Here is a 21904-nt window from a genome sequence, read left to right as displayed (position 1 = left end):
AACAAACCATGTTCCTGTCCAATTTCAGTGTCAAGAAACCGGTCGCGACGATCGTCATCATCGTCGCGATGATGGCCATCGGCCTGCTCGCGCTGTCCAAGCTGCGGGTCAACCAGAATCCCGACGTCGACATCCCGGTCATCGTGGTCGACATCCCGTATCCGGGCGCCTCGCCCGAGACGTCCGAGCGGGAGATCACCAACCGCCTCGAGAAGCAGATGCAGGCGATCCAGGGCGTCACCGAAGTCAATTCCAACTCCTACGAGGGCGGCGCCACGATCTGGATGGAGTTCGACTTCGACCGCAACCTGATCGAAGCCTCGGACGACGTGCGCAACGCCATCGCCGCGGTGCGCTACAAGCTGCCGATCGAAATGCGCGAGCCGGTGCTGCGCCGCATCGACCCGGCCGCGGAACCGGTGATGTCGCTGGCCCTGTCGTCCAGCACCCAGAGCCATGCCGAAATCTCGCGCTACGCCGAGGACGTGCTGGCCGACCAGTTCCGCGCCATCGACGGCGTCTCGACGGTGGCCGTCAACGGCGCCCTGCGGCGCGAGTTGTCGGTGCTGCTGCGCGCCGAGAAGCTGCGTGAATTCAATGTCTCGGTCACGGAGGTCACCAACGCCCTGCGTAGCGGCAATACCAATGCGCCGGTCGGCAAGCTGCGCGACGAGCTGGATGAGAAGGGCATCCGCCTGGTCGGCCGCATCGAGCGACCCGAAGATTTTTCGCAGATCGTGGTCAAGCGCAATGGCGACACCATCGTCCGCCTGAACCAGGTGGCCGAGATCCAGGACGGCTTCGCCGACATCAACAGCCTGTCCATGCGCAGCGGCAAGCCGAACGTCGGCCTGCAGATTTCCCGTTCGCGTGACGCGTCGACCGTGTCCCTGGCCAAGAAGGTGCACGAAGTCGTCAAGGAAGCGAACAAGCACCTGCCCGAAGGCACCAAGCTGGAAGTCACCCGCGACGGCGGCGAGGATGCCCAGTCGAGCCTGAACAATGTGATCGAGGCGCTGGTACTGGGCGCGGTGCTGACCGTGTTCGTGGTGTATGCCTTCCTTAACTCGTGGCGCTCGACCCTGATCACCGCGCTGGCCCTGCCGACCTCGGTGCTGGCGGCCTTCATCGCGGTCTGGCTGTGCGGCTTCACCCTCAACTTCATGACCCTGCTGGGCCTGTCGCTGGCGATCGGCGTGCTGATCGACGATGCGATCGTGGTGCGCGAAAACATCGTGCGCCACATGGAAATGGGTTCCGACCGCCGCACCGCGGCGCTGGAAGGCACCGCCGAGATCGGCATGGCCGTGGCCGCCACGACCTTCTCCATCATGGCCGTGTTCGTGCCGGTGGCCTTCATGCCTGGCGTGTCCGGCGAGTGGTTCCGTCCGTTCGCGCTCACCGTGACGTGCTCGGTGATCGTGTCGCTGCTCATCTCGTTCACGCTGGACCCGATGCTGTCGGCCTACTGGGGCGACCCGCCGGATCACCACACCGCGCCCAAGAAAGGCCTCGGTCGCGTGCTGGACAAGTTCAACCACTGGTTCGACCACCAGGCCGACCGTTATGGCCGCGTGATCGCCTGGGCGCTGCACCACCGCCGCTGGATGGGCTTCCTGGCGCTGGCCAGCTTCGTCGGCGCGATCGCCCTGCACTCGACGTTCGGCGGCTCGAGCTTCCTGCCCAAGATGGACTCGGGCACGATCATGATCGACGTGCGCGTGCCGGCCTCGTCGAGCGTCGAGTACGCCCGCCGCAAGGTCGAGGCGGCCGCCGAGCTGGCGCGCACCCTGCCCGAAGCCGAGGACACCAACAGCAACGTCAACCTGAACGGCGGCCGCGTCTATGTCGACATCGGCAAGCGCCGCCAGCGCGAACGCAGCGCCTCCGAAGTCGCGGTCGAGCTGCGCCAGAAGATCAGCCGCCTGGTCGGCGCCGAGTACGTCGTCATGGACGACCTGAGCGGAAACGGCAAGCCGGTGCAGATCGAATTCAGCGGCCCCGATTCGCGCAAGCTGATGGAACTGACCAATGCCTATATGGCCAAGCTGCGCGAAGTGCCGGGCGCGGTCGACGTCACCCTGTCCGAGCAGGATCCGAAGAACGAGCTGCAGATCGTGCTCGACCGCGGCCTGGCGAACATGATGGGCATCTCCGTCAACGACGCCGCCCAGTCGCTGCGCGTGGCCTTCGCCGGCATCGAGGTGGGCGACTGGGTCGACCCGACCAGCGAGACCCGCGACGTCGCCGTGCGCCTGCATCCGGACGACCGCGTCAATACCGAGAGCATCGAGCGCCTGCCGATCTCGGTCGGCGGCACCGGCATGATGGTGCCGCTCGACCAGATCGCCGAGATCACCATGGGCAAGGGGCCGTCGGCCATCCGTCACAAGAACGGCGAGCGCATGATCACCGTGTCCGCCAATGCCCAGGGACGTTCGCCGGGCGAGGTCACGGCCGACGCCATGAAGCTGGCGCGCACCTTCGACTTCCCGCCGGGCTATGGCCTGGCGCTGGGCGGCTCGGGTGAAGACCAGCAGGAGCTGTTCACCGAAATGATCATCGCGCTGCTGTCGGGCATCGCCCTGATGTACCTGATCCTGGTGATGCAGTTCGGTTCGTTCACGGCGCCGATCGGCGTGATGATGTCGCTGCCGCTGTCGCTGATCGGCGTGGTCGTGGCGCTGATCATCACGGGGCACACGCTCAACCTGATGAGCATGATCGGCATCATCATGCTGATGGGCCTGGTGGCCAAGAACGCGATCCTGCTGCTGGACGCCGCCCGCGCCCTCGAGCACGAAGGCATGGACCGCGAGGAAGCCCTGATGGCGGCCGGCCGCAAGCGCCTGCGTCCGATCCTGATGACGACCTTCGCGCTGATCGCCGGCATGCTGCCGGTGGCGCTGGCCTTCGGCGACGCGGGCGAGTTCTACCAGCCGCTGGCGATCGCCATCATCGGCGGCACGATCACCTCGACCGTGCTGACCCTGCTGGTGGTGCCGACCTTCTACGACAGCATCGAGATCGCCCGCGACCGCATGCTGGCCAAGTATGGCCGGCGCGCAGAGCGCTGGAACGCGCTGCCGGCCTTCCTGATGACCTTCGTCGAAGCGATCCTGACCCTGACCTTCGTGCGCCTGGTCTACCGCGTGATCGTTCGCATCGGCCGCCTGGCGACCGGCCGCGGCAAGGCCGTGCCGGCCTGATCCCGACCTGCGGGCGGCGCCTGCCGCCCTGGATCCGACACGGCCAGCCATGCGCTGGCCGTGTCTTTTCGACGACGAGCCGCATGCGCTCGCCGCGCACTTGCCCATATTGCGCCGGTATTTCCTGTTGTTATGGTCTAATAGCGGATGCCCTCTGCATGAGTTGACGCCGGACTGCATGCGCCGCAGTGAACAGGGTGTCAAGAATCCGTCTTTTATCGTTCCCGCCGTAAGGTCCCGTACCATGTCCGCACTCCCGTCATCCTCCACGCTTGTCGATTCCGACCTGAACTGGCTCGCCGGTGGCGGCGAGATGGGAGAACTGATCCGCAGCATGGATTGGTCGAAGACGCCGCTCGGACCATTGTCGGACTGGCCGCAGAGCCTGCGCACCTCGGTCAGCCTGTGCCTGTCCTCGACCTTCCCGATCCTGGTGTGCTGGGGGCCGGACGACATCCAGATCTATAACGACGCCTACCGTCCGATCTGCGGCGACCTGCATCCGGCGTCGATGGGGGCGCCGTTCAAGGTGGTATGGGCGTCGGCCTTGCCGGTGGTGGGCGCGGCCTTCGAGCGCGCCCACCAGGGCGACGGCGCCTACATCAAGGATCAGCAGATGTTCCTCGACCGCAGCGGCTATCTCGAGGAAGCGAACATGACGTTCTCGTTCTCGCCGATCCGCGACGAGTCGGGGACGGTGGGCGGCATCTTTCACCCGATTACCGAAACCACGGCCCAGGTGCTGGGCGCGCGCCGCAGCCAGGGGTTGCGCGACCTGACCGCCGGCCTGGCGACGACCCGCTCGATGGCCGAGATCGGCCAGCAGCTGACGGCGCATGGCGAGCGCATGGAGGCCGACGTGCCGTTCATGCTGTTCTACCAGATCGACCAGGACAGCGGGATCCTGGAGCTGCGCGGCGGCGGCGGCTTGCCGCCGCACTGCGCGCTGGCGCCGCGGTCGGCGCCGCTGGACGACGATTGCTGGCCGTTCGCGCGCTGCGCCGCCACGGGCGCGGCGGCGCAGGTCGACGACGTCGCCGCGCGCCTCGCCGGCGCCGCCTGCGGACCTTACGACGATCCGCCGCGCTCGGCGCTGGTGCTGCCGCTGTCGCTGCCGGGCCAGCAGGAGCTGTTCGGCTTCCTGGTCGCCGGCGTGAGCGTGCGCCGCGCGCTCGACGCCGACTACCGCAACTTCTATGAATTGCTGGGGGCCGCCGTGAACACCGCGGTCGGCAACGTCATCGCCTACGAGCAGGAGCAGCGCCGCGCCGAGGAACTGGCCAAGATCGACCGCGCCAAGACCGCCTTCTTTTCCAACGTATCGCACGAATTCCGCACGCCGCTGACCCTGATCCTCGGCCCGCTCGAAGACGCCCTGGCCGACGCCGAGGGCAGCATGAGCGCTGCCCAGAGGAAGCGCATCGAAGTTACCCACCGCAACGCGCTGCGCCTGCTCAAGCTGGTCAACTCGCTGCTCGACTTCTCGCGCATCGAGGCCGGCAGGGTGCAGGCCAGTTACGTGCCGGTGGACCTGGCGCACCTGACGCTCGACCTGGCTGGCGTGTTCGAATCGGCCATGGCCAAGGGCGGCCTGGCCTACAAGGTCGAGCTGCAGGACCTGGGCCAGCCGGTGTGCGTCGACCGCGACATGTGGGAAAAAATCGTCTTCAACCTGCTGTCCAACGCCTTCAAGTTCACCCTGAACGGCAGCGTCACGGTCAGCTTGCGCGAGCATGCCGGCATGGCGCGGCTGTCGGTGCAGGACACCGGTACCGGCATCCCCGAGCACGAGCTGCCGCGCATGTTCGAACGCTTCCACCGCATCGAGGGCGCGCCGGGGCGCACCTATGAAGGCACCGGCATCGGCCTGGCCCTGATCCAGGAACTGGTGCGCCTGCATGGCGGGACCATCGCCGTGACCAGCACGTTCGGCGAAGGCACGCGCTTCGACGTCGACCTGCCGTTCGGCCACGCTCACCTGCCGCAGGACCGCATCCTGCACGCGCCGGACACGATGGAAGACCGCCAGCGCATGGGTTCCGCCTTCGTCGAGGAAGCGCTGCGCTGGCTGCCGGACGCCGAGGCGCCACCGCGGGAGGAGGGGCAGCCGGCCCCGGTCGACATCGCCGGCCAGGCCAGAGCGCGCATCCTGATCGCCGACGACAACAACGATATGCGCGCCTACCTGAAGGCCTTGCTCGAGCCGCATGCAGAGGTGCGCGTGTGCGCGGACGGCCAGGCCGCGTTCGAGCTCGCGCTGGCCGACCCGCCCGACCTGCTGCTGAGCGACGTGATGATGCCGAAGCTCGACGGCTTCGGCCTCATCGCGCGGGTCCGCGCCAGCGAGGCGCTGCGCCTGCTGCCGGTGATGCTGCTGTCGGCGCGCGCCGGCGAGGAAGCCAAGGTCGAAGGCCTGCAGGCCGGCGCCGACGACTACCTGGTCAAGCCGTTCTCGGCCAACGAGCTGCTGGCCCGGGTGCAAACCCAGGTGGCCATGGGGCGGGAGCGGCGCCAGATGGAGCACGATGCGCGCGCGCGCGAAGCCCATGTGCGGGCCCTGGTCGACGCCTCGCCGGCGATGTTGTGGACCACCGACAATGACGGCCGGTGCACTTATCTCAGCCAGCGCTGGTACGACTACACCGGCCGAACGCCGGAGCAGGACCTGGGCCTGGGCTGGCTCGACAATGTCCATCCCGAGGACCGCGGCCGCGCCGGCGAGATCTTCCTGGCCGCGAACGCGGCGCGCGAGCCGTTCTCGTTCGACTACCGCCTGCGCTGCCACGACGGCAGCTACCGCTGGTTCATCGACTCCGGCATGCCGCGCCTGAGCGCGGCGGGCGAGCCGGATGGCTATGTTGGCACGGTGATCGACATTCAGGTGCGCAAGACCCTGCAGGAGCGCTTCGAGCGGGTGTCCGAGGCGGGCGACATCGGCGTCTGGTACGCCGATGCGCCGTTCACCGAGTTCCAGCTCAACGCCGAAATGGCGGTGCACTTCGGCCTGGATGGCCCGCGCCAGGCGTCGGTGAATGCGCTGCTGGCGGCGGTCGCCCCGGAAGACCGGGAACGTCTGGCCGCGAGCGTGGAACACACGGTGCGCTCCGGCGCGCCGCTCGACCAGGAGTTCCGCACCGTGGCCGGCGGCGCGCAGCGCTGGCTGCGCGCGATCGGCTGGTGCGGCCTGGGCAAGCACGGCCAGCCGGAGCGCTTCGATGGCGTGACCCTCGACATCGACAGCCAGAAGTGCGCGGAGCAGGAGCTGCAGCGCCTGGCCAGCGAACTGGGACAGAAGAACCGCGCACAAAGCGACTTCCTGTTCACGCTCGCGCACGAGCTGCGCAACCCGCTGGCGCCGATCCGCTCGGGCCTGGAGCTGATGCGCATCGGCGCCGCCAGCGGCGACGTGCAGGCCATCATGCGGCGCCAGGTCGACCACATGGTGCACCTGGTCGACGACCTGCTCGACATGGCGCGCCTGGCCGAGGGCAAGGTGACCTTGCGCCTGGAACGCGTGCTGCTGGCCGACGTGGTGCGCGAGGCGGTCGACATGAGCATGCCGCTGGTCGATGCGCGCAAGCACGCGCTGGCCTTGCGCCTGCCGCAAGCGCCGCTGGCGCTGCACGCCGACCGCCACCGCGTGGCCCAGGTCCTGAGCAACCTGCTCAACAACGCGGCCAAGTACACGCCGCAGGGCGGGGCGATCGAGCTTGCGGCGCGGGTCGAGGCGAACGAGGTGGCGCTCACGGTGTCGGACAACGGCATCGGCATCGCCGGCCCGGCGCTCGAGACGGTGTTCGACATGTATGCCCAGGCCCATCTCGGCACCGAGATGGCGCAGGGCGGCCTGGGCGTGGGCCTGAACCTGGTCCAGCGCCTGGTCAAGCTGCATGGCGGCCGGGTGACGGCCAGCAGCGCCGGCGCCGGCATGGGTAGCCAGTTCACGGTGTGGCTGCCGTTGCCGCAGGATGCGCTGGCCGAGGCGCCCGGCATGGCGGGGACCCGCGCCGCGCCCGAACCGGCCGCTGCGCGGGTCGCCGCCACGCCGGGCGGCGTGCTGCGCATCCTCGTGGTGGACGACAATGTCGACGCGGCCGAGACCTTGCAAGCCCTGCTCGAAATGAACGACCACACCGTCAGCGTCGCCAACGACGGCGCCGCGGCGTTGCGCCTCGCCGGCGAAGACCTGCCGCAGGTGGTGTTCCTGGATATCGGCCTGCCCGACATGAGCGGCCATGAGGCGGCCGAATCGATGCGCCGCATCCCGGGCATGGAAAACGCGACGCTGGTGGCGCTGACGGGATGGGGGCGGAGCAGGATCGGCGACGGTCGAGCGAGGCGGGGTTCGATCATCACCTGACCAAGCCGGCCGATTTCACGATGGTGGAGAATCTGATCCGCGACGTCGCAGCCAGGATGCGCACGACGGGCTAGCCGGCTGCGGCGGATGCGGGCCTGAAAAAAAACAACCCGGCCGTGAGGAGCCGGGTGCTGGTCTTGCGTGGAACGCTGTTCCGAGCGCGCCCTGCAAGCAGGGCGTCGTTCGGTGAATCGCCCAATCGATTACTGGCCGGTGGTGCCGGTCGGCGGCGTGGTGGTGGTGGTGGTCGCCGGATCGGTGGTGGTTGGCGGCGTGGTGGTGTCCATGGTGCCGGTCGCGCCGCTGGTGTCGCCGGCGGTGCCGGTCGCGCCGGTGGTGCCGCTGGTGCCCATGTCGGTGGTGCCGGTGCCGGTGGTGCCGGTGCCGGTTGCGCCGGTGCCCACGTCACCCGTGGTGCCGGTGGCGCCCGAGGTGCTGCTTGGCATGGTCGCCGAAGTGTCGGCCGGGGTGGTGGTGGTCGCTGCGTCGTCCTTCTTGCAGGCGCCCAGCAGGGATGCCAGGACAGCGGCGGTCAGCAGGATTTTTGGTGCTTTGGTCATTGCATTCATTGTTGACTCCTCGTTTTACGTCTATCTTCGTGCCGAAGTTTCCAGCTCATTGTGGTGAGGCGCTGGAAGGTCTGCGGCGCCAGTTAGTTCCGACCCCTTTGCAATTTAAGGGCGGAACACTCAGGGAACCGACGGAATACGCGGCCCCGGTGCGTACTTCAATCCAACTGTGCCCATTAGACCGGAAGCCCGTCTGCCGGTTCGTTAGATACCGCACTCTTGCTCCACTCCGTAACATTTTTTACAGAGTTTTCGTCAGCCGGGCGTCAAGCCCCCAGCTGTTCGTCCCCAGGCACGGCCCGGACGTTCCTGTCATCGGCGCTATGCTTGACGTGGTCGGCGTGCCCGATCTGTTCCAGCAGCGCGGGTACTTCCATAGAAATTTCTCGCGCCAAATATCCCAAGGTGCCAAGGCGCTCTGCCAGGCGGTCGCCGGCGCGCGCGTGCAATGCCACGCCCCAGCAGGCCGCCTGTTCCGGCGCGGCGCCGCGCGCCAGCAGGCCGGCGATGATGCCGGCCAGGACGTCGCCTGAGCCCGAGATGGCCAGGCCAATATTGCCCGCGCCCTTGTGTTGCCACAGCGTGCCGTCCGGCGCCGCGATCACCGTGCGTGCGCCCTTGAGCGCGATCACCGCATTCCAGTCGCGCGCCGCCTGCAGCGCCGGGGCGTCTGGCTGGCCGACGATGCAGTCTTTCTCGAGGCCGGTCAGGTGCGCCATTTCGCCGCAGTGCGGTGTCATGATGACTGGCCGCTCGAAGCGCATCGGCTTGCCTTCGGGCCAGTCGTGCGGCATGTGCAGCATGACGTCCATCGCGCAGGCGTCGAGCACCAGGCCGACGCCCGATTCGTCGAGGCGGGGCAGCAGCGCGTGCACCAGGCGCGCGGTGCATGGGGCGTCGCGCATGCCGGGGCCGACCAGCACCGCGTCGACCTTGTCGGCCAGCGGATCCAGGCTGCCAAGTGCGTCGAGGTGGAAACCGTCGGTGTCGTTTTCCGTCAGGCCGATCACGCGCGCCTCGGGCATCGCCAGCGCCACCAACTGGGCCACGCTGGCCCCGGTCGCGATGGTCAGCTTGCCGGCGCCGGCGCGCAGGGCCGCGGTGGCGGCCAGGATGATGGCGCCCGGCATTTCGCGCGAGCCGCCCAGCACCAGGACGTGACCGCGCAACTCCTTGTCGCCCTCGGCCTCGGGTTGCGGCAGCGGCCACGCGGCCAGGCAGGCGGCGTCCAGGTCGTGCACGGTGTGATTGCCGGAATCCATGGCGGGCGTCAAGCCTTGGGCGAGGTCGGCACATCCCTGGCGACGGTGACCGGGGTGCCGGTGGCCTCCAGCGGCGCCACGAAGTTCACGAGGCGCACGGCCAGGTCGCCGCGCTTGCCCTTGTCGGGGTCGAACTCATAGGACGTGACCGAGCAGTTGGGCACGTCGCCGGCGCGGTCGAAGTCCAGGATCTGCGCCTCGTTCAAGTGTTCGAACAGGTAGCGGAAGCAGTTAACCGTGACCTGGTGCGCGACGATCAGCACACGTTCGCCGCAGAAGTCGCGCTCGAGCGTGTCCATCACGCTGCGCAGGCGCAGGATGACGTCGCACCAGCTTTCGCCGCCGGGCGGGCGGAAATAGAACTTGCCGACGTGCTGGCGCTGCTCGTACAGGTCGGGGAAGTGGTGGGCGATGCCGTGCGTCGTAAGACGGTCGAGCACGCCAAATTCTTTCTCGCGCAGGCGCTCGTCGGACAGCACGCACAGCAGTTCGTCGCGCTCCAGGCGCTGCATCAGGATGTTGGCGGTCTCGGCCGCGCGGACATAGGGCGAGTGCAGCACCACATTGGGCCGCTGGTGCGGCGGCAGGGCGGCGAACCAGGCGCCCAGGGCTTCGGACTGGCGCTCGCCCAGTTCGGACAGCGGCACGTCGACGTCGCGATCGGCGATGTCGATGCGGTGCCCGGCGGCGGCTTCCGCCAGGTCACGCGCGACATTGCCCGCGCTTTGCCCATGCCGGACCAGCCAGATTTCCTGAGGCCACTTCTGCTCCATCGTCGTCCGCCGAAAAGTTAGCATGGCGTCATCATGACGGATTCGGCAGGGCGTCAGCGCACGATTGCTGCCGCCCGCGGCGATGGTTAGGCGTGCTTACACGGCCTGTTCGTCGCCGTCGAGGTTGACGTCGGCATCGTCCTGGAACACCCGCATATCGGTCTGGCCCAGCACCCGGCTGGTGACGCTGCCGGCCGCGATCGAGCCGCTGACGTTGAGCGCCGTGCGGCCCATGTCGATCAATGGTTCCACCGAGATCAGCAGGCCCGCCAGCGCCACCGGCAAGTCCATCGCCGACAGCACGATCAGGGCCGCGAAGGTGGCGCCGCCGCCGACTCCGGCCACGCCGATCGAGCCGAAGGCGACGATCGCCAGCAGTGGCAAGAGAAACGCGGCCGTGAACGGATCGATGCCGACCGTTGGCGCGATCATCACCGCCAGCATCGCCGGATAGATGCCGGCGCAGCCGTTCTGGCCGATGGTGGCGCCGAACGAGGCGGCGAAGTTGGCCGTGCCCTCCGGCGTGCCCAGGCGCGCGGTCTGGGTCGCCACGCTCATCGGGATCGAGCCGGCGCTGGTGCGCGAGGTGAAGGCGAACACCAGCACCGGGAAGATCTTCTTCACGTAGCGCAGCGGATTGAGCCCGACGCCGGCCACCATCGCCAGGTGCACGCAGAACATCAGCGCCAGCGCCGCATACGAGGCGACCACGAAATTGAGCAGGCCCAGGATGTCCTGCAGGCTGGAGCCGGCCACCATCTTGGCCATCAGGGCGAACACGCCGAACGGGGTCAGGCGCAGCACCAGGGTCACCATGCGCATCACGATCACGTGGGCCACGTGCACGAAGCCGCTGAAGGACTGGAACACTTCCGGCTTCTTGCCGGCAATGCCGACCGCCGAGACGCCGATGAAGACTGCGAACACCACCACCGCGATGGTCGAGGTCTTGCGCGCGCCCGTCATGTCGAGGAAGGGATTGGCCGGAATGAAGGACAGCAGCAGCGACGGCAGCGACAGTTGCTGCGCCGTGGCCAGGTTGCCCTGCAGGTATTCGCCGCGCGCGACTTCGGCGCTCGAGGCGGTCAGGCCCACGGCCGACAGGCCGAACAGCTTGGCCATCGCGATGCCGATGATGGCCGCGACCACGGTCGTGATCAGGAGGATGCCGATGGTGAGGGTGCTGATCTTGCCGAGCGACGCGGCGTCGCGCAGCTTGAGGATGGCCTGCACGATCGACACCATGATCAGCGGGATGATGATCATTTGCAGCAGCTTGACGTAGCCGCTGCCGATCACGTCGAGCCAGGCAGTGGTCGCCACGATCTCGCTCGAGCCGGCGCCATACACGGCTTGCAGCCCGGCGCCGAGCACGACGCCGAGCCCGAGGCCGGCGAACACGCGCTTGGTGAACGACGCATGGCGCGCCTGCATGCCATACAGGAGTGCGCAGATGGCCAGGGCAAGGGTCAGGTTAAGGAGGACGGGAAAGGTCATGACACTCGGTTGAAGCAAGGAATCGCGCCATTCTATCGGCAAAGTTGCCTTGCCGTAGTGTTAATGTCACATTTGCTTATGCCTCCAGCGCATTTGGACCGACGATGCCCGCGTTCCGCTGGCCTTGTCGGGTATCTGTTGCTGCACGGCGACGGAAGATGAGTGATAACGCAAGGAAATACTCAATGCTTCCCATAAAGGGAGCAATGTTTCTATAATCCAATGGATACCACATTTTTTATCCATGGGCTTAAGGCCAGCGAATCATGTTCAAACATCTCAGCATCAAGTCGCGCCTCATCTTCGTCATCGCCTTCCTGGCGGTCGAGTTGGTCGCCGGCGCGGTCATCGGCATCTACAACCTCGGCATCGCGAATACCGAACTCAAGCAGATGTACGACCACCGCCTGGTGGGCCTCGGCCAGGTGGGCCAGGTCACCCAGCTGATCACCACCAACCAGCTCACGGTCGCCAAGGCGGTCAACCTGGAAGATGCCGGTACGCGCAATGCCGCGCTCGAAACGGTCGATGCGAATATCGTGGCGATCAGCAAGATCCTCGACAGTTACCGCCAGATGCCGATGAGCGCCGGCGAGCAGGCCCTGTATGAACAATTCACCGAGGCGCGCAAGGTCTTCGTCGAGCAGGGTATCCGCCCGGCGATGGCCGCGCTCCGCGCTGGCGACAATGCCGGCGCCATCGCCCAGCTCAATGGCCCGATGACCAGGCTGTACCTGCCGGTCGCCGATCTCGGCGCCAAGCTGGTCAAGGAACAGCAGGACGGCGCGCTGAAGGAATACCAGGCCTCGCAATCGACCTTCGAGATCGTGCGCGCGGTCTGCCTGGCCGGCCTGGTGTTCGGCCTGATCATGGCCGCCTTCGTCGGCTGGGTGCTGGTGCGCGCCATCGTGCGTCCGCTGGAGCAGGCGGTCGCGATCGCCGGCGCCGTGGCCCAGGGCGACCTGACCCAGACCATCGAAGTGACCTCGAAGGACGAGACCGGCCGCCTGCTGCAGGCGCTGAAGGACATGAACGATTCGCTGGTGAAGATCGTGAGCCAGGTCCGCACCGGCACCGACAATATCGCCACTGCCTCGAGCCAGATCGCGGCCGGCAACCTGGACCTGTCGTCGCGCACCGAGCAGCAGGCCGGTTCGCTGGAAGAAACCGCATCGTCGATGGAAGAGCTGACCTCGACCGTGAAGCAGAACGCCGACAACGCACGCCAGGCCAACGCCCTGGCTACCTCGGCCTCGGAAGTGGCGGGCAAGGGCGGCGCGGTGGTCGAGCAGGTGGTGCAGACCATGGGCGCGATCAACGCCTCGTCGACCCGCATCGTGGACATCATCGCCGTCATCGACGGCATCGCTTTCCAGACCAATATCCTGGCGTTGAACGCCGCGGTCGAAGCGGCGCGCGCCGGCGAGCAGGGCCGCGGCTTCGCGGTCGTGGCGGGCGAGGTGCGCAGCCTGGCCCAGCGCTCGGCGGCTGCCGCCAAGGAAATCAAGCTCCTGATCGACGACTCGGTGGACAAGGTGCACCACGGCTCCGAGCTGGTCGAGCGCGCCGGCGCCACGATGCAGGAAATCGTGCAGAGCGTGAACCGCGTGACCGACATCATGTCCGAGATCACCGCCGCCAGCCAGGAACAGACCGCCGGCATCGAGCAGATCAACGGCGCCGTGGCCCAGATGGACCAGGTGACCACGCAGAACGCGGCGCTGGTAGAAGAAGCGTCGGCTGCGGCGGCTTCGCTGCAGGAAGAGGCGACCGCGCTGGCGCAGACCGTGGGCGCGTTCAAGCTGAATCAGGCGGGCGCCAGCCGCGCCAGCGCCGCGGCGCCGCGCGTGACCACGACCTTGCCGGCGGTGGTGGCGAAGGCGCCGGTGAAGGCGGCCGCGAAGCCGGCCAATGCCCCCGCGTCGGCCAAGCCGAAGGCGGAGGCGGGTGCGGCTGCGGCTGCGGCTGCGGCTGCGGCTGGGAAGCCGAAGAAGGCCGAAACCGCGGACGTGGGCGACGGTTGGGAAGAATTCTGATTCCAGCCTGACGTCACGACGATGAAGAAGCCAACCTGAGGGTTGGCTTTTTTCGTCCACCCTACGCGCGCAGCTTGCGTAGCCCGGTCGCGAGCAATGCGAGCGCCAGCAGGCCCAGCGCCAGCAACTGTCCTGACGGCATGCTCGAACCCGATGCCACATGCTCATACCGTGGTAGCCTGGCCAGATCGTCCTGCGTCATCCTCCGCTCCTCGAACAGATACGGATAGAAGAAGCGCCGCAGCCGCGTGTGATACGCCGCGATGCGGTCCTGGTAGGCCAGCTGCCCCGCCAGGTCGGTATCGGCCAGCCGGTGCAGCAGCACCTGCACGTTCACCGACGCCAGCACCAGGCCGACGCGCGCGGTCCAGCTTTCCCTCGCCTGCATGCTGGCGCGGTACAGCGCGACGTCGGCGGCCACGGCATCGTCGCCCGCCTGGTGCATCGCGTAATACCACTTCCAGTGGAAACGTCCTTCGACCGGCGGCGTATCCTTCCACTCGGGGTGGGTGCGGAAGAATTTCTCGAACGTCTCGGGCTTCGGGATGTCCCAGCCGGAGTGCACGGCCTGGCGCTGCGCCAGCGCCAGCTCGACGCCCTTGGAGACCGGCGACAGGCGCGCGATCGCTGCATCGGCCAGCGTCGGCAGGATCATCGTCAGGCCGACCAGGCAGGCCAGCAGGATCGCGGCGCTGCTGCTCGAGGTGCGCGCGCGCGCGGCCACCCAGCCGGCCAGGCCGAACCAGAAGGCGAGATAGAGCGTGGCCACCAGCGCGATCGCCGCGAAGCCCGCCAGCCCGGCGCCGGCCACCAGCGCGCCGCAGGCCACCGGCAGCAGTGCGGCCATCCATACCAGGCCATAGCGCAAGCCGACCCTGCGCCGCCAGGTGTTGGCCGCCGCCGCGGGCAGCGACGCCAGCAGCCGCAGGCGGCCAGCTTCGCGCTCGCTCGAGACCAGGTCGTGCATCAGCGCGATCACGAACAGTGGCGCCAGGAAGACCAGCACGAAGGCGAAGTCGAAGCGGCCCGGCATGGCCAGCTCGGGGTTGATGGCTTCGGACTCGTACAGCTGCGAGTGCAGGCCGAGCAGGCGCACGCGCAGGGCCTGCGGCTGCAGGTCGCGCTGGCCGATGGCCACGAAGGCCAGCGGCGATGGCGGGTTCACCGTCAGGTGCGGCAGGTAGTAGCCGACCGAACCGGCTTCGGCCGCGCCACTCTTGAGCTGCTTGGCGGCGATGGCGGCATAGTCCTGCGCGTGGCTGGCGGCGATGCGCTCGAGCGCGGCGCGCTGCTGGCTCACGGCCTGCAGGCCGGTCCAGATCGACAACGCGCACAACAGCGCCAGCAGCACGATGGCGCCGACGGCCAGCCGGGAATGCGCGATCTGGCGGAGTTCAAATTTCAGCGTGTTCATTTGGCCTTCCTTTCGAGGCGTTTCGCGATCACACGGCCGGCGCCGGTCAGGACCAGCAACCACCCGCCCAACACGGCGAAGGCCGGCCAGGCGTGGCGGGCGGCCACCTCGGCGTAGGGGGCGGGCGCATAGCCGAAGCGCGGCGTGTCGTCCCAATGGTGCTTGTCGATGCGTCCGTCGCCGGCGCCTTGCGGCGAGACGACGTTGGCGTGCAGGCCGTTGAGCGACTGGACGAAAGCGTAGCGGTATTTTTCTCCCTCGACCAGGAAGCGCGCGTGGCTGTCGAGGTTGGTGCCGGCCAGCGCGGTCGACATGCGGCGCAGCGCGATCACTGGGCTGAACAGGCTGGCAGAGTGCACGATCGCGTTCTCTTCGCGCTGGCGCGCGAAGTCGGCGCGCATGAATTCGTCGAACAGTTCGCTCGTCATGCGCTCGCCCTCGGCCATCAACAGGCCGCCATAGTTCACCGGCAGTTCTTCGACCCGCTGCACCCCGTATTTCTCGAGGGTGCGCGCGCGGAAGGCGTTGAAGTAGGGGTCAATGGGATCGTGGCTGTCGCCGATCGCGGCCAGGCGTTCGTGGATCGCGACCTCGGTTTCGATGCGGCTCGGCCGGCCGACGTCGCCGGCGGCGAAGTCGGGCATCACGCGCGGCAGCAGGATCGCGGTGACGATCCAGCCGGCCACCAGGGCCAGCAAGGCGTCGCGCGCACGCGGCAGGCTGCTCGACACCAGCACCGCCGCCGCCACCCACAGCAGCAGGTAGAGCGCATACCCGATCAGCATCGTCAGCGCCTGCGGCGCCACGGCCGGATGCAGCGCCGCGATCGCGATCAGCGCGACGAAGGCGGGCGCGCCGAGCAGCAGCGCCACGCCGGCGTGCGCGGCCAGCTTGCCGAGCAACAGGGTCGCGCCGGGGATGCCCTGCACGATCTGCAGGCGCAACTGGCCGCGCTCGCGCTCGCGCGCCACGCTGCCGAAGGCCAGGAACACGATCAGCAAGGGCGTCAGCACCTGCAGCACGAAGGCCGGGGTGAGCTGGCCGAAGCGCAGCAGCACCGAGGACTGGCCGGCGTCGCTGAAGTTGGCGCTGTTCTGGCGGTGGCCTTCGAGGAACAGCGTGTTGCCGGTGAAGGGATCGACGCCGAAGTCGAAGAAGGCGAGGGGACTCAGTGGGCGGAACACGTAGTGCCCATAATGCACCACGCGGTGCGGGTGGCGGTCGGGCTGGTTATTCCACTGTTCGTCGGCCGTGTCCTGAAAGCGCGCGCGCTCGGCGTTCACGGCGTCGACGCGTTCATGGCTGACCAGGATCGCGGCCAGGGTCAGCGCCAGCATCAGGATGCCGGCGGCCACCGCCACCTGGTTGCGCAGCATGGCGCGCCATTCGCTGCGGGCGATGGCGGGCAGCGCTTGCATCAGGGCGGCGCTCATGCCGCGTCCTTCGCCTGGCTCGTACCCGCATAGCGCCGGTAGAGGTCGCGCACTTCATAGCGTTCTTCTCCGCTGGCCGCGACTTCGTGGCTGATATGGCCGCGCTCGAGAAAACCGATGCGGTCGGCCACCTCGGCCGCTCCCAGTAAATCGTGGGTGACCATGAAGATCGCGCTGCCGCGTGCACGCAGGCCTTGCAGCAGGGCGTTGAACTCGCTGGTGGCCTGGGGATCGAGGCCGGTAGTGGGCTCGTCCAGCAGCAGCACCGGCACCTGGCGCGCCACGGCCAGCGCGATCGCGACTTTCTGGCGCATGCCTTTCGAGTAGCCGCCCAGGCGCCGCCGCCAGGCCGAGGCATCCAGGCGCACGGCGTCCAGGGCCTCGTCGATGCTGGTGGCGGTCCAGCTGCTGCCTGCCAGGCGCAGGAAATATTCGATGTTTTCGCGCGCGTCCAGGTGCTCGTACAAGGCGACGTTTTCCGGCACGTAGGCCAATTGGCCGCGCGCCGCCAGCGGGTCGGCGGCGACGTCGATGCCGCACACGCGCACGCTGCCGGAGCGGGGAAGCGTGAAGCCGAGGAAGGTGTTCATGGTGGTCGACTTGCCGGCGCCGTTGCCGCCCAGGAGGGCGTAGATCTCGCCGCGCGCGACGCGCAGTGACAGCTCGTTGAGCACGGGCGTGGACTGGTAGGCGACGGTCACGCCGTTTGCTTCCAGGGCAGGGGTAGTCATGGTCATCGTGGTCCTTTGTGGTGAAACTGAAGCAGTGGTCACACGCCGTGCGCGAACGCGCATGCGCGAGCGCAGGCCGGTTTGACGCGGCCTGCGAGGAATTCAAAGACGGATCAGTGGCGCGGAGGCGCCTGGCGGGAAGGAATCAGGTAGCGGCGCAGGACGACCGGCGCGGGGCGCGGCAGGCGCGCGAGGACGAAGGCGATGACGAGGAAGAGCGCCAGCAGTTGTGGCGATGCCGCTGGAAGGTCGGCGGTGGAATGGGAAGCGATCTGGCAGCTGACGCAGTCGGACAGCTGTTCGGACAGGTCATGGTCGTGGAACGAGGCGCCCACGAGCTGCAGGGCAAGGATCAGCGCGCACAGGCAGGCCAGCACCCGGCGCAGGGGTGCGCTCGTTGCACGATAAGGTGCGTGCTGACGTGTGTCCTGGAACTGCATGCGATCCCGATTGACGATGATGCGGGGCAGTATAGCCCAGCCGTGATCGAGTCGACAACCGGGTGTCTTGCGGCGAGGCGCTTACTCGAAGGCGATCAGCAGCGCGGTCAGGCCGATGCATGCAGCGGCGATGACGCCGATGCGGGTGCGCAGGCGGCGGCCACTGGAGACGATGTCCTTGGCGATGCCGCGTCTCGGCGCGCGCGGGTTGCTGCGGTCGACCGCCGTCGCGGCATGGATTGGAGAATGGTGGCGTTCGGTGTGTTCGGTATTCATGGTTAACTCCAGCGCCGTCCCGAATGGAGACTGGCAAATCAATGATGAGTGGCCGGCGTGAGCCGGGCGTAATACGAAGATGGTGTGCCGTTCAGGCGCGCCGGGCGCGCTGAGCAGGATGATGAGCTGACTGGCAACTGGGCCGCACCGGCATGTCGTCGGGATAACGCAGGCAGGGGTAGAGCGGACAATAAATGCGTGACATGCGGATGCCAGTACAAAGCGTCGAATTCGGGACCCGGGGCGGCAACGAGACCTTCAAGTCTGGCTGCGTCCAGGACGTTATTTATTTTACATGCATGCCACGTATAGACAAGCGGCGCACGATTGAAAACAACTGATGTTTTCACATAGCAACAATTCATCCTAGCACGACAGGTGGGGTAGTAGAAGCGTGTATTTGCAGCTTCTCTGGGCCTGACGCAACAGCCTGTCCAAAATGATGCGCTGCGCAATTGCAGTGTGCAGTTTGCGCCATCCCGCGGTGCGCCGGCGCTGCAGAGGATCGTGGCTCACTCTGTACGTTTGCCTGGCATGAAGATTGCGTCACCATCATCAGCGCAATGGAGCGCTGCGTGCGCCGCCAACGAGGGCAGCGCCCACCAAGACAATGACGTCTACCGGGACATGACTACGTTCATGCCGGGTATGCGTCTTTTTTTTTTTGCCTGACTAGATTGGGATTGCGATGAAAAATCAGAAGCTTGAAGCGGAGAGCGTAGCGACGGCGGATGTCGGCGAAGTCGATGTCACGCGCAGGAAGGTCCTTCATGGCGCAGGTCTGGTAGCGGGAGGAAGCTTGATGGGGCTGGCAACGGGCGGCGTGTGGGCGGCAGGATCGGACAAGCCGGAAAAGACCGAGATCAAGATCGGGTTCATTCCCCTGACCGATTGCGCGTCGGTGGTGATGGCTTCGATGCTGGGTTTCGACAAGAAGTATGGCGTGAAATTCGTGCTGAGCAAGGAAGCATCGTGGGCCGGCGTGCGCGACAAGCTGGCGAATGGCGACCTGGATGCCGCCCACGTGCTGTACGGGCTGCTGTACGGCGTCCAGATGGGCATTGGCGGACAGCGCAAGGACATGGCCGTGCTGATGGGACTGAACAACAACGGCCAGGCGATCACGCTCTCGAAGCAACTGGCGAACCAGGGCGCCGTGGATGGCCAGTCGCTGGCCAAGGTGATGCGCACGGAAAAACGCGAGTTCACTTTTGCCCAGACCTTCCCGACCGGCACCCACGCGATGTGGCTGTACTACTGGCTGGCCGCCAACGGCATCAATCCGATGAAGGAAGCGAAAGTCATCACGGTGCCGCCGCCGCAGATGGTGGCCAATATGCGGGTGGGGAACATGGACGGCTTCTGCGTTGGTGAGCCGTGGGGCCACCGCGCCATCATGGACGGCATCGGCATCACCGCCGTCACGACCCAGGACATCTGGCGCGACCATCCGGAAAAGGTGCTGGGCTCGACGCTGGAGTTCGCGAAGAAGCACCCGAACACCTGCCGCGCCATGATGGCAGCCATCATCGAAGCCGGCCGCTGGATTGACGCCTCGATGGCCAACAAGAACAAGATGGCCGAGGTCATCGCCGCCAAATCGTACGTCAACACCAGCAAGGACGCGATCGACCAGCGCATCATGGGCCGCTACCAGAATGGACTCGGCAAGACCTGGGACGACCAGAACTACATGAAGTTCTACAACGACGGTGCGGTCAACTTCCCGTACCTGTCGGACGGCATGTGGTTCATGACCCAGCATCGCCGCTGGGGCCTGCTCAAGCAGGATCCGGACTACCTGGCCGTGGCCAGCGCGGTCAACCAGGTCGCGTTGTACAAGGACGCGGCAACGCTGGCCAAGGCGCCGGTGCCTTCCAGCCCGATGCGCAGCTCGAAACTGATGGACGGCAGCGTGTGGGACGGCAAGGACCCGAAAGCCTATGCCGCTTCGTTCAAGGTCAGGGTCTGACTGTCATCTTGTCTGAATAGGGGAATGCCATGAACGCTATCCTGAAATCCGAACGCCATGCGCCGCCCGCCGGCGGCGCCAACGTCGTCACATTGCCGCTTGCCGTCGATGCGCCTGCCGCCAGCGCCGCGCCTCCCGCGCGCAAGCCGGCGTCCGTCGTGCGTGGAACGCAGCCGTTCGCCAGGGCGGTGAAGGCTGTCCTGCCGCCGCTGGTGGGCATCGCCTTCGTGGTGCTGGTGTGGCAGCTGATCGCGACCCGCAACGAGAGCTTCCCGTCGCCGCTGGTGACTTTCCAGGAGGCGCTCAAGCTGTTCGCCGATCCGTTCTATCACAACAGTCCGAACGACCAGGGCATCGGCTGGAACGTGCTGGCTTCGCTCAAGCGGGTGGCGGTGGGCTTCGGGCTGGCGGCGCTGGTTGGCATTCCGCTGGGCTTCATCATCGGGCGGGTGCGTTTCGTGAGCGGCATGTTCGGTCCGATCATCAGCCTGTTGAAACCCGTGTCGCCGCTGGCCTGGCTGCCGATTGGCCTCTTGGTGTTCAAGTCGGCCGATCCGGCGGCGATCTGGTCGATCTTCATCTGCTCGATCTGGCCGATGATCATCAACACAGCGGTCGGCGTGCAGCGCGTGCCGCAGGATTACATGAACGTGGCGCGCGTGCTGAACCTGTCGGAGTGGAAGATCCTGACCAAGATCCTGCTGCCGTCGGCGCTGCCCTACATCCTGACCGGCGTGCGCCTCGCCATCGGCACCGCGTGGCTGGTGATCGTGGCGGCCGAGATGCTGACCGGCGGCGTGGGCATCGGCTTCTGGGTGTGGGACGAGTGGAACAACCTGAACGTGGCGAACATCATCATCGCCATCGTTGTGATTGGCGTGGTGGGCCTGCTGCTGGAGCAGGCGCTGGTGGCGCTGGCGCGGGCGCTGACGCATGAACAAGTGGCTAACTGATCAAGGAGGGCGATCATGGATGACGTTCAAAGCAAATTCATCGACATCACCGGCGTGGAGATGGCGTTTCACACGAAGAAGGGCGTGTTCCAGGCGCTGCAGGGGATCGATCTCGCGGTGCGCAAGGGGGAGTTCATCACGCTGATCGGGCACTCGGGATGCGGCAAGTCGACCTTGCTGAACCTGATCGCTGGCTTGTTGAAACCATCTGCGGGCGTGCTGCTGTGCGCGAATCGCGAGATCGCGGGACCGTCGCCGGAGCGGGCGGTGGTGTTCCAGAATCATTCGCTGCTGCCGTGGCTGACCTGTTACGAGAATATCCATCTCGGGGTCGAGCGGGTGTTTGGTGCTAGTGAGACCCGCGCCCAGCTGCGCGAACGCACGCTGGCTGCGCTGGCGCTGGTGGGCCTGTCGAGCGCGGAGGGGAAGCGGCCGCATGAGATATCGGGCGGCATGAAGCAGCGCGTCGGGATCGCGCGAGCGCTGGCGATGGAGCCGAAGGTGCTGTTGATGGATGAACCGTTCGGCGCGCTCGACGCGCTGACGCGGGCGCATTTGCAGGATGAGCTGCTCAAGATCGTGGCGGCGACAAGATCGACTGTCGTGATGGTGACGCACGATGTGGATGAGGCGGTGCTGCTGTCGGATCGGATCGTGATGTTGACCAATGGGCCGGCTGCGACCATTGGCGAGATCGTCGAGGTGGGATTGGAGCGGCCGCGCGACCGGGTGGCGCTGGCGCAGGATGCGCGCTATACCGAGCATCGCAAGGCGGTGCTGGAGTTCTTGTATCGAAAACAGGCGCATCCGGCGGCGGAGGCGGCGTAGCTAGCCGGGCGCCGGTCGCGGATAGTACTTCCACAGGAAGAAAGGCACCGACTGGCGCCATTCTTCCTCGGTCTGGTCCGGCACCGCGCGCAAGTCCAGCATCCATTCGCACGACCCTGCCGGCCGCGATCTCGACGTAGATCTCGTCCGG

General features: G+C 66.8%; 15 protein-coding genes. 6 read left to right on the top strand and 9 right to left on the bottom strand.

Annotated elements, in window-relative coordinates:
• The first annotated feature begins 8 nt into the window (after window positions 1-8).
• Both DIR46_RS05115 and DIR46_RS05110 read left to right on the top strand, forming a co-directional pair.
• Window positions 9-3209, top strand: a complete 3201-nt coding sequence (locus tag DIR46_RS05115; RefSeq protein ID WP_109344271.1) for an efflux RND transporter permease subunit — start codon at window positions 9-11, stop codon at window positions 3207-3209.
• Window positions 3210-3453: 244 nt separating this feature from the next.
• Window positions 3454-7569, top strand: a complete 4116-nt coding sequence (locus DIR46_RS05110; RefSeq protein WP_229446501.1) for an ATP-binding protein — start codon at window positions 3454-3456, stop codon at window positions 7567-7569.
• A 203-nt stretch (window positions 7570-7772) separates the two neighbouring features.
• Here DIR46_RS05110 and DIR46_RS05105 read toward each other — a convergent pair whose 3' ends face one another.
• The 4 genes from DIR46_RS05105 to DIR46_RS05090 form a co-directional block, all read right to left on the bottom strand.
• Window positions 7773-8138, bottom strand: a complete 366-nt coding sequence (locus tag DIR46_RS05105) for a hypothetical protein (RefSeq protein WP_109344270.1) — start codon at window positions 8136-8138, stop codon at window positions 7773-7775.
• A 266-nt stretch (window positions 8139-8404) separates the two neighbouring features.
• Window positions 8405-9400 carry an NAD(P)H-hydrate dehydratase gene (locus DIR46_RS05100; protein ID WP_109344269.1) on the bottom strand — a complete coding sequence of 332 codons (996 nt, stop codon included), beginning with the start codon at window positions 9398-9400 and terminating at the stop codon, window positions 8405-8407.
• A gap of 8 nt (window positions 9401-9408) precedes the next feature.
• Complete coding sequence (locus tag DIR46_RS05095; protein WP_109344268.1) at window positions 9409-10173, bottom strand: histidine phosphatase family protein; 765 nt, start codon at window positions 10171-10173, stop codon at window positions 9409-9411.
• A 96-nt stretch (window positions 10174-10269) separates the two neighbouring features.
• Entirely contained in the window at window positions 10270-11670 is a 1401-nt protein-coding gene (locus tag DIR46_RS05090) for an L-cystine transporter (RefSeq protein ID WP_109344267.1), read from the bottom strand.
• 266 nt (window positions 11671-11936) lie between these two features.
• Between DIR46_RS05090 and DIR46_RS05085 the strand changes: the two genes are divergently transcribed.
• Window positions 11937-13706, top strand: a complete 1770-nt coding sequence (locus DIR46_RS05085) for a methyl-accepting chemotaxis protein (protein ID WP_109344266.1) — start codon at window positions 11937-11939, stop codon at window positions 13704-13706.
• A 61-nt stretch (window positions 13707-13767) separates the two neighbouring features.
• Here DIR46_RS05085 and DIR46_RS05080 read toward each other — a convergent pair whose 3' ends face one another.
• The 5 genes from DIR46_RS05080 to DIR46_RS05060 all read right to left on the bottom strand — a co-directional run bounded on the left by DIR46_RS05080 (window position 13768) and on the right by DIR46_RS05060 (window position 18000).
• On the bottom strand, window positions 13768-15120 hold the full coding sequence (locus tag DIR46_RS05080) for a DUF3526 domain-containing protein (protein ID WP_109344265.1): 1353 nt from the start codon (window positions 15118-15120) through the stop codon (window positions 13768-13770).
• Window positions 15117-16553, bottom strand: a complete 1437-nt coding sequence (locus DIR46_RS05075; RefSeq protein ID WP_109344264.1) for a DUF3526 domain-containing protein — start codon at window positions 16551-16553, stop codon at window positions 15117-15119. The genes DIR46_RS05080 and DIR46_RS05075 overlap by 4 nt, the downstream gene beginning before the upstream one ends.
• Window positions 16550-17284 carry an ABC transporter ATP-binding protein gene (locus tag DIR46_RS05070; protein ID WP_370659956.1) on the bottom strand — a complete coding sequence of 245 codons (735 nt, stop codon included), beginning with the start codon at window positions 17282-17284 and terminating at the stop codon, window positions 16550-16552. The genes DIR46_RS05075 and DIR46_RS05070 overlap by 4 nt, the downstream gene beginning before the upstream one ends.
• Window positions 17285-17397: 113 nt before the next feature.
• Complete coding sequence (locus DIR46_RS05065) at window positions 17398-17724, bottom strand: hypothetical protein (RefSeq protein ID WP_162819440.1); 327 nt, start codon at window positions 17722-17724, stop codon at window positions 17398-17400.
• Between the two features lie 81 nt (window positions 17725-17805).
• Window positions 17806-18000, bottom strand: a complete 195-nt coding sequence (locus tag DIR46_RS05060; protein WP_109344261.1) for a hypothetical protein — start codon at window positions 17998-18000, stop codon at window positions 17806-17808.
• A gap of 802 nt (window positions 18001-18802) precedes the next feature.
• On the opposite strand from DIR46_RS05060, the gene DIR46_RS05055 reads away from it, so the two are divergent.
• Genes DIR46_RS05055 through DIR46_RS05045 form a run of 3 tightly spaced genes read left to right on the top strand, consistent with a single transcriptional unit; the run spans window position 18803 to window position 21753 of the window.
• On the top strand, window positions 18803-19972 hold the full coding sequence (locus tag DIR46_RS05055; RefSeq protein ID WP_109344260.1) for a CmpA/NrtA family ABC transporter substrate-binding protein: 1170 nt from the start codon (window positions 18803-18805) through the stop codon (window positions 19970-19972).
• 29 nt (window positions 19973-20001) lie between these two features.
• A complete protein-coding gene (gene ntrB / locus DIR46_RS05050) occupies window positions 20002-20925 on the top strand; it encodes a nitrate ABC transporter permease (RefSeq protein WP_109344259.1) in 924 nt (307 codons plus the stop codon).
• A gap of 15 nt (window positions 20926-20940) precedes the next feature.
• On the top strand, window positions 20941-21753 hold the full coding sequence (locus DIR46_RS05045; protein WP_109344258.1) for an ABC transporter ATP-binding protein: 813 nt from the start codon (window positions 20941-20943) through the stop codon (window positions 21751-21753).
• Window positions 21754-21904 lie beyond the last annotated feature (151 nt).

It is taken from the genome of Massilia oculi, from assembly GCF_003143515.1.
Taxonomy (GTDB): Bacteria; Pseudomonadota; Gammaproteobacteria; order Burkholderiales; family Burkholderiaceae_D; genus Telluria; species Telluria oculi.
This window is presented reverse-complemented; position numbering and strand designations above follow the sequence as displayed.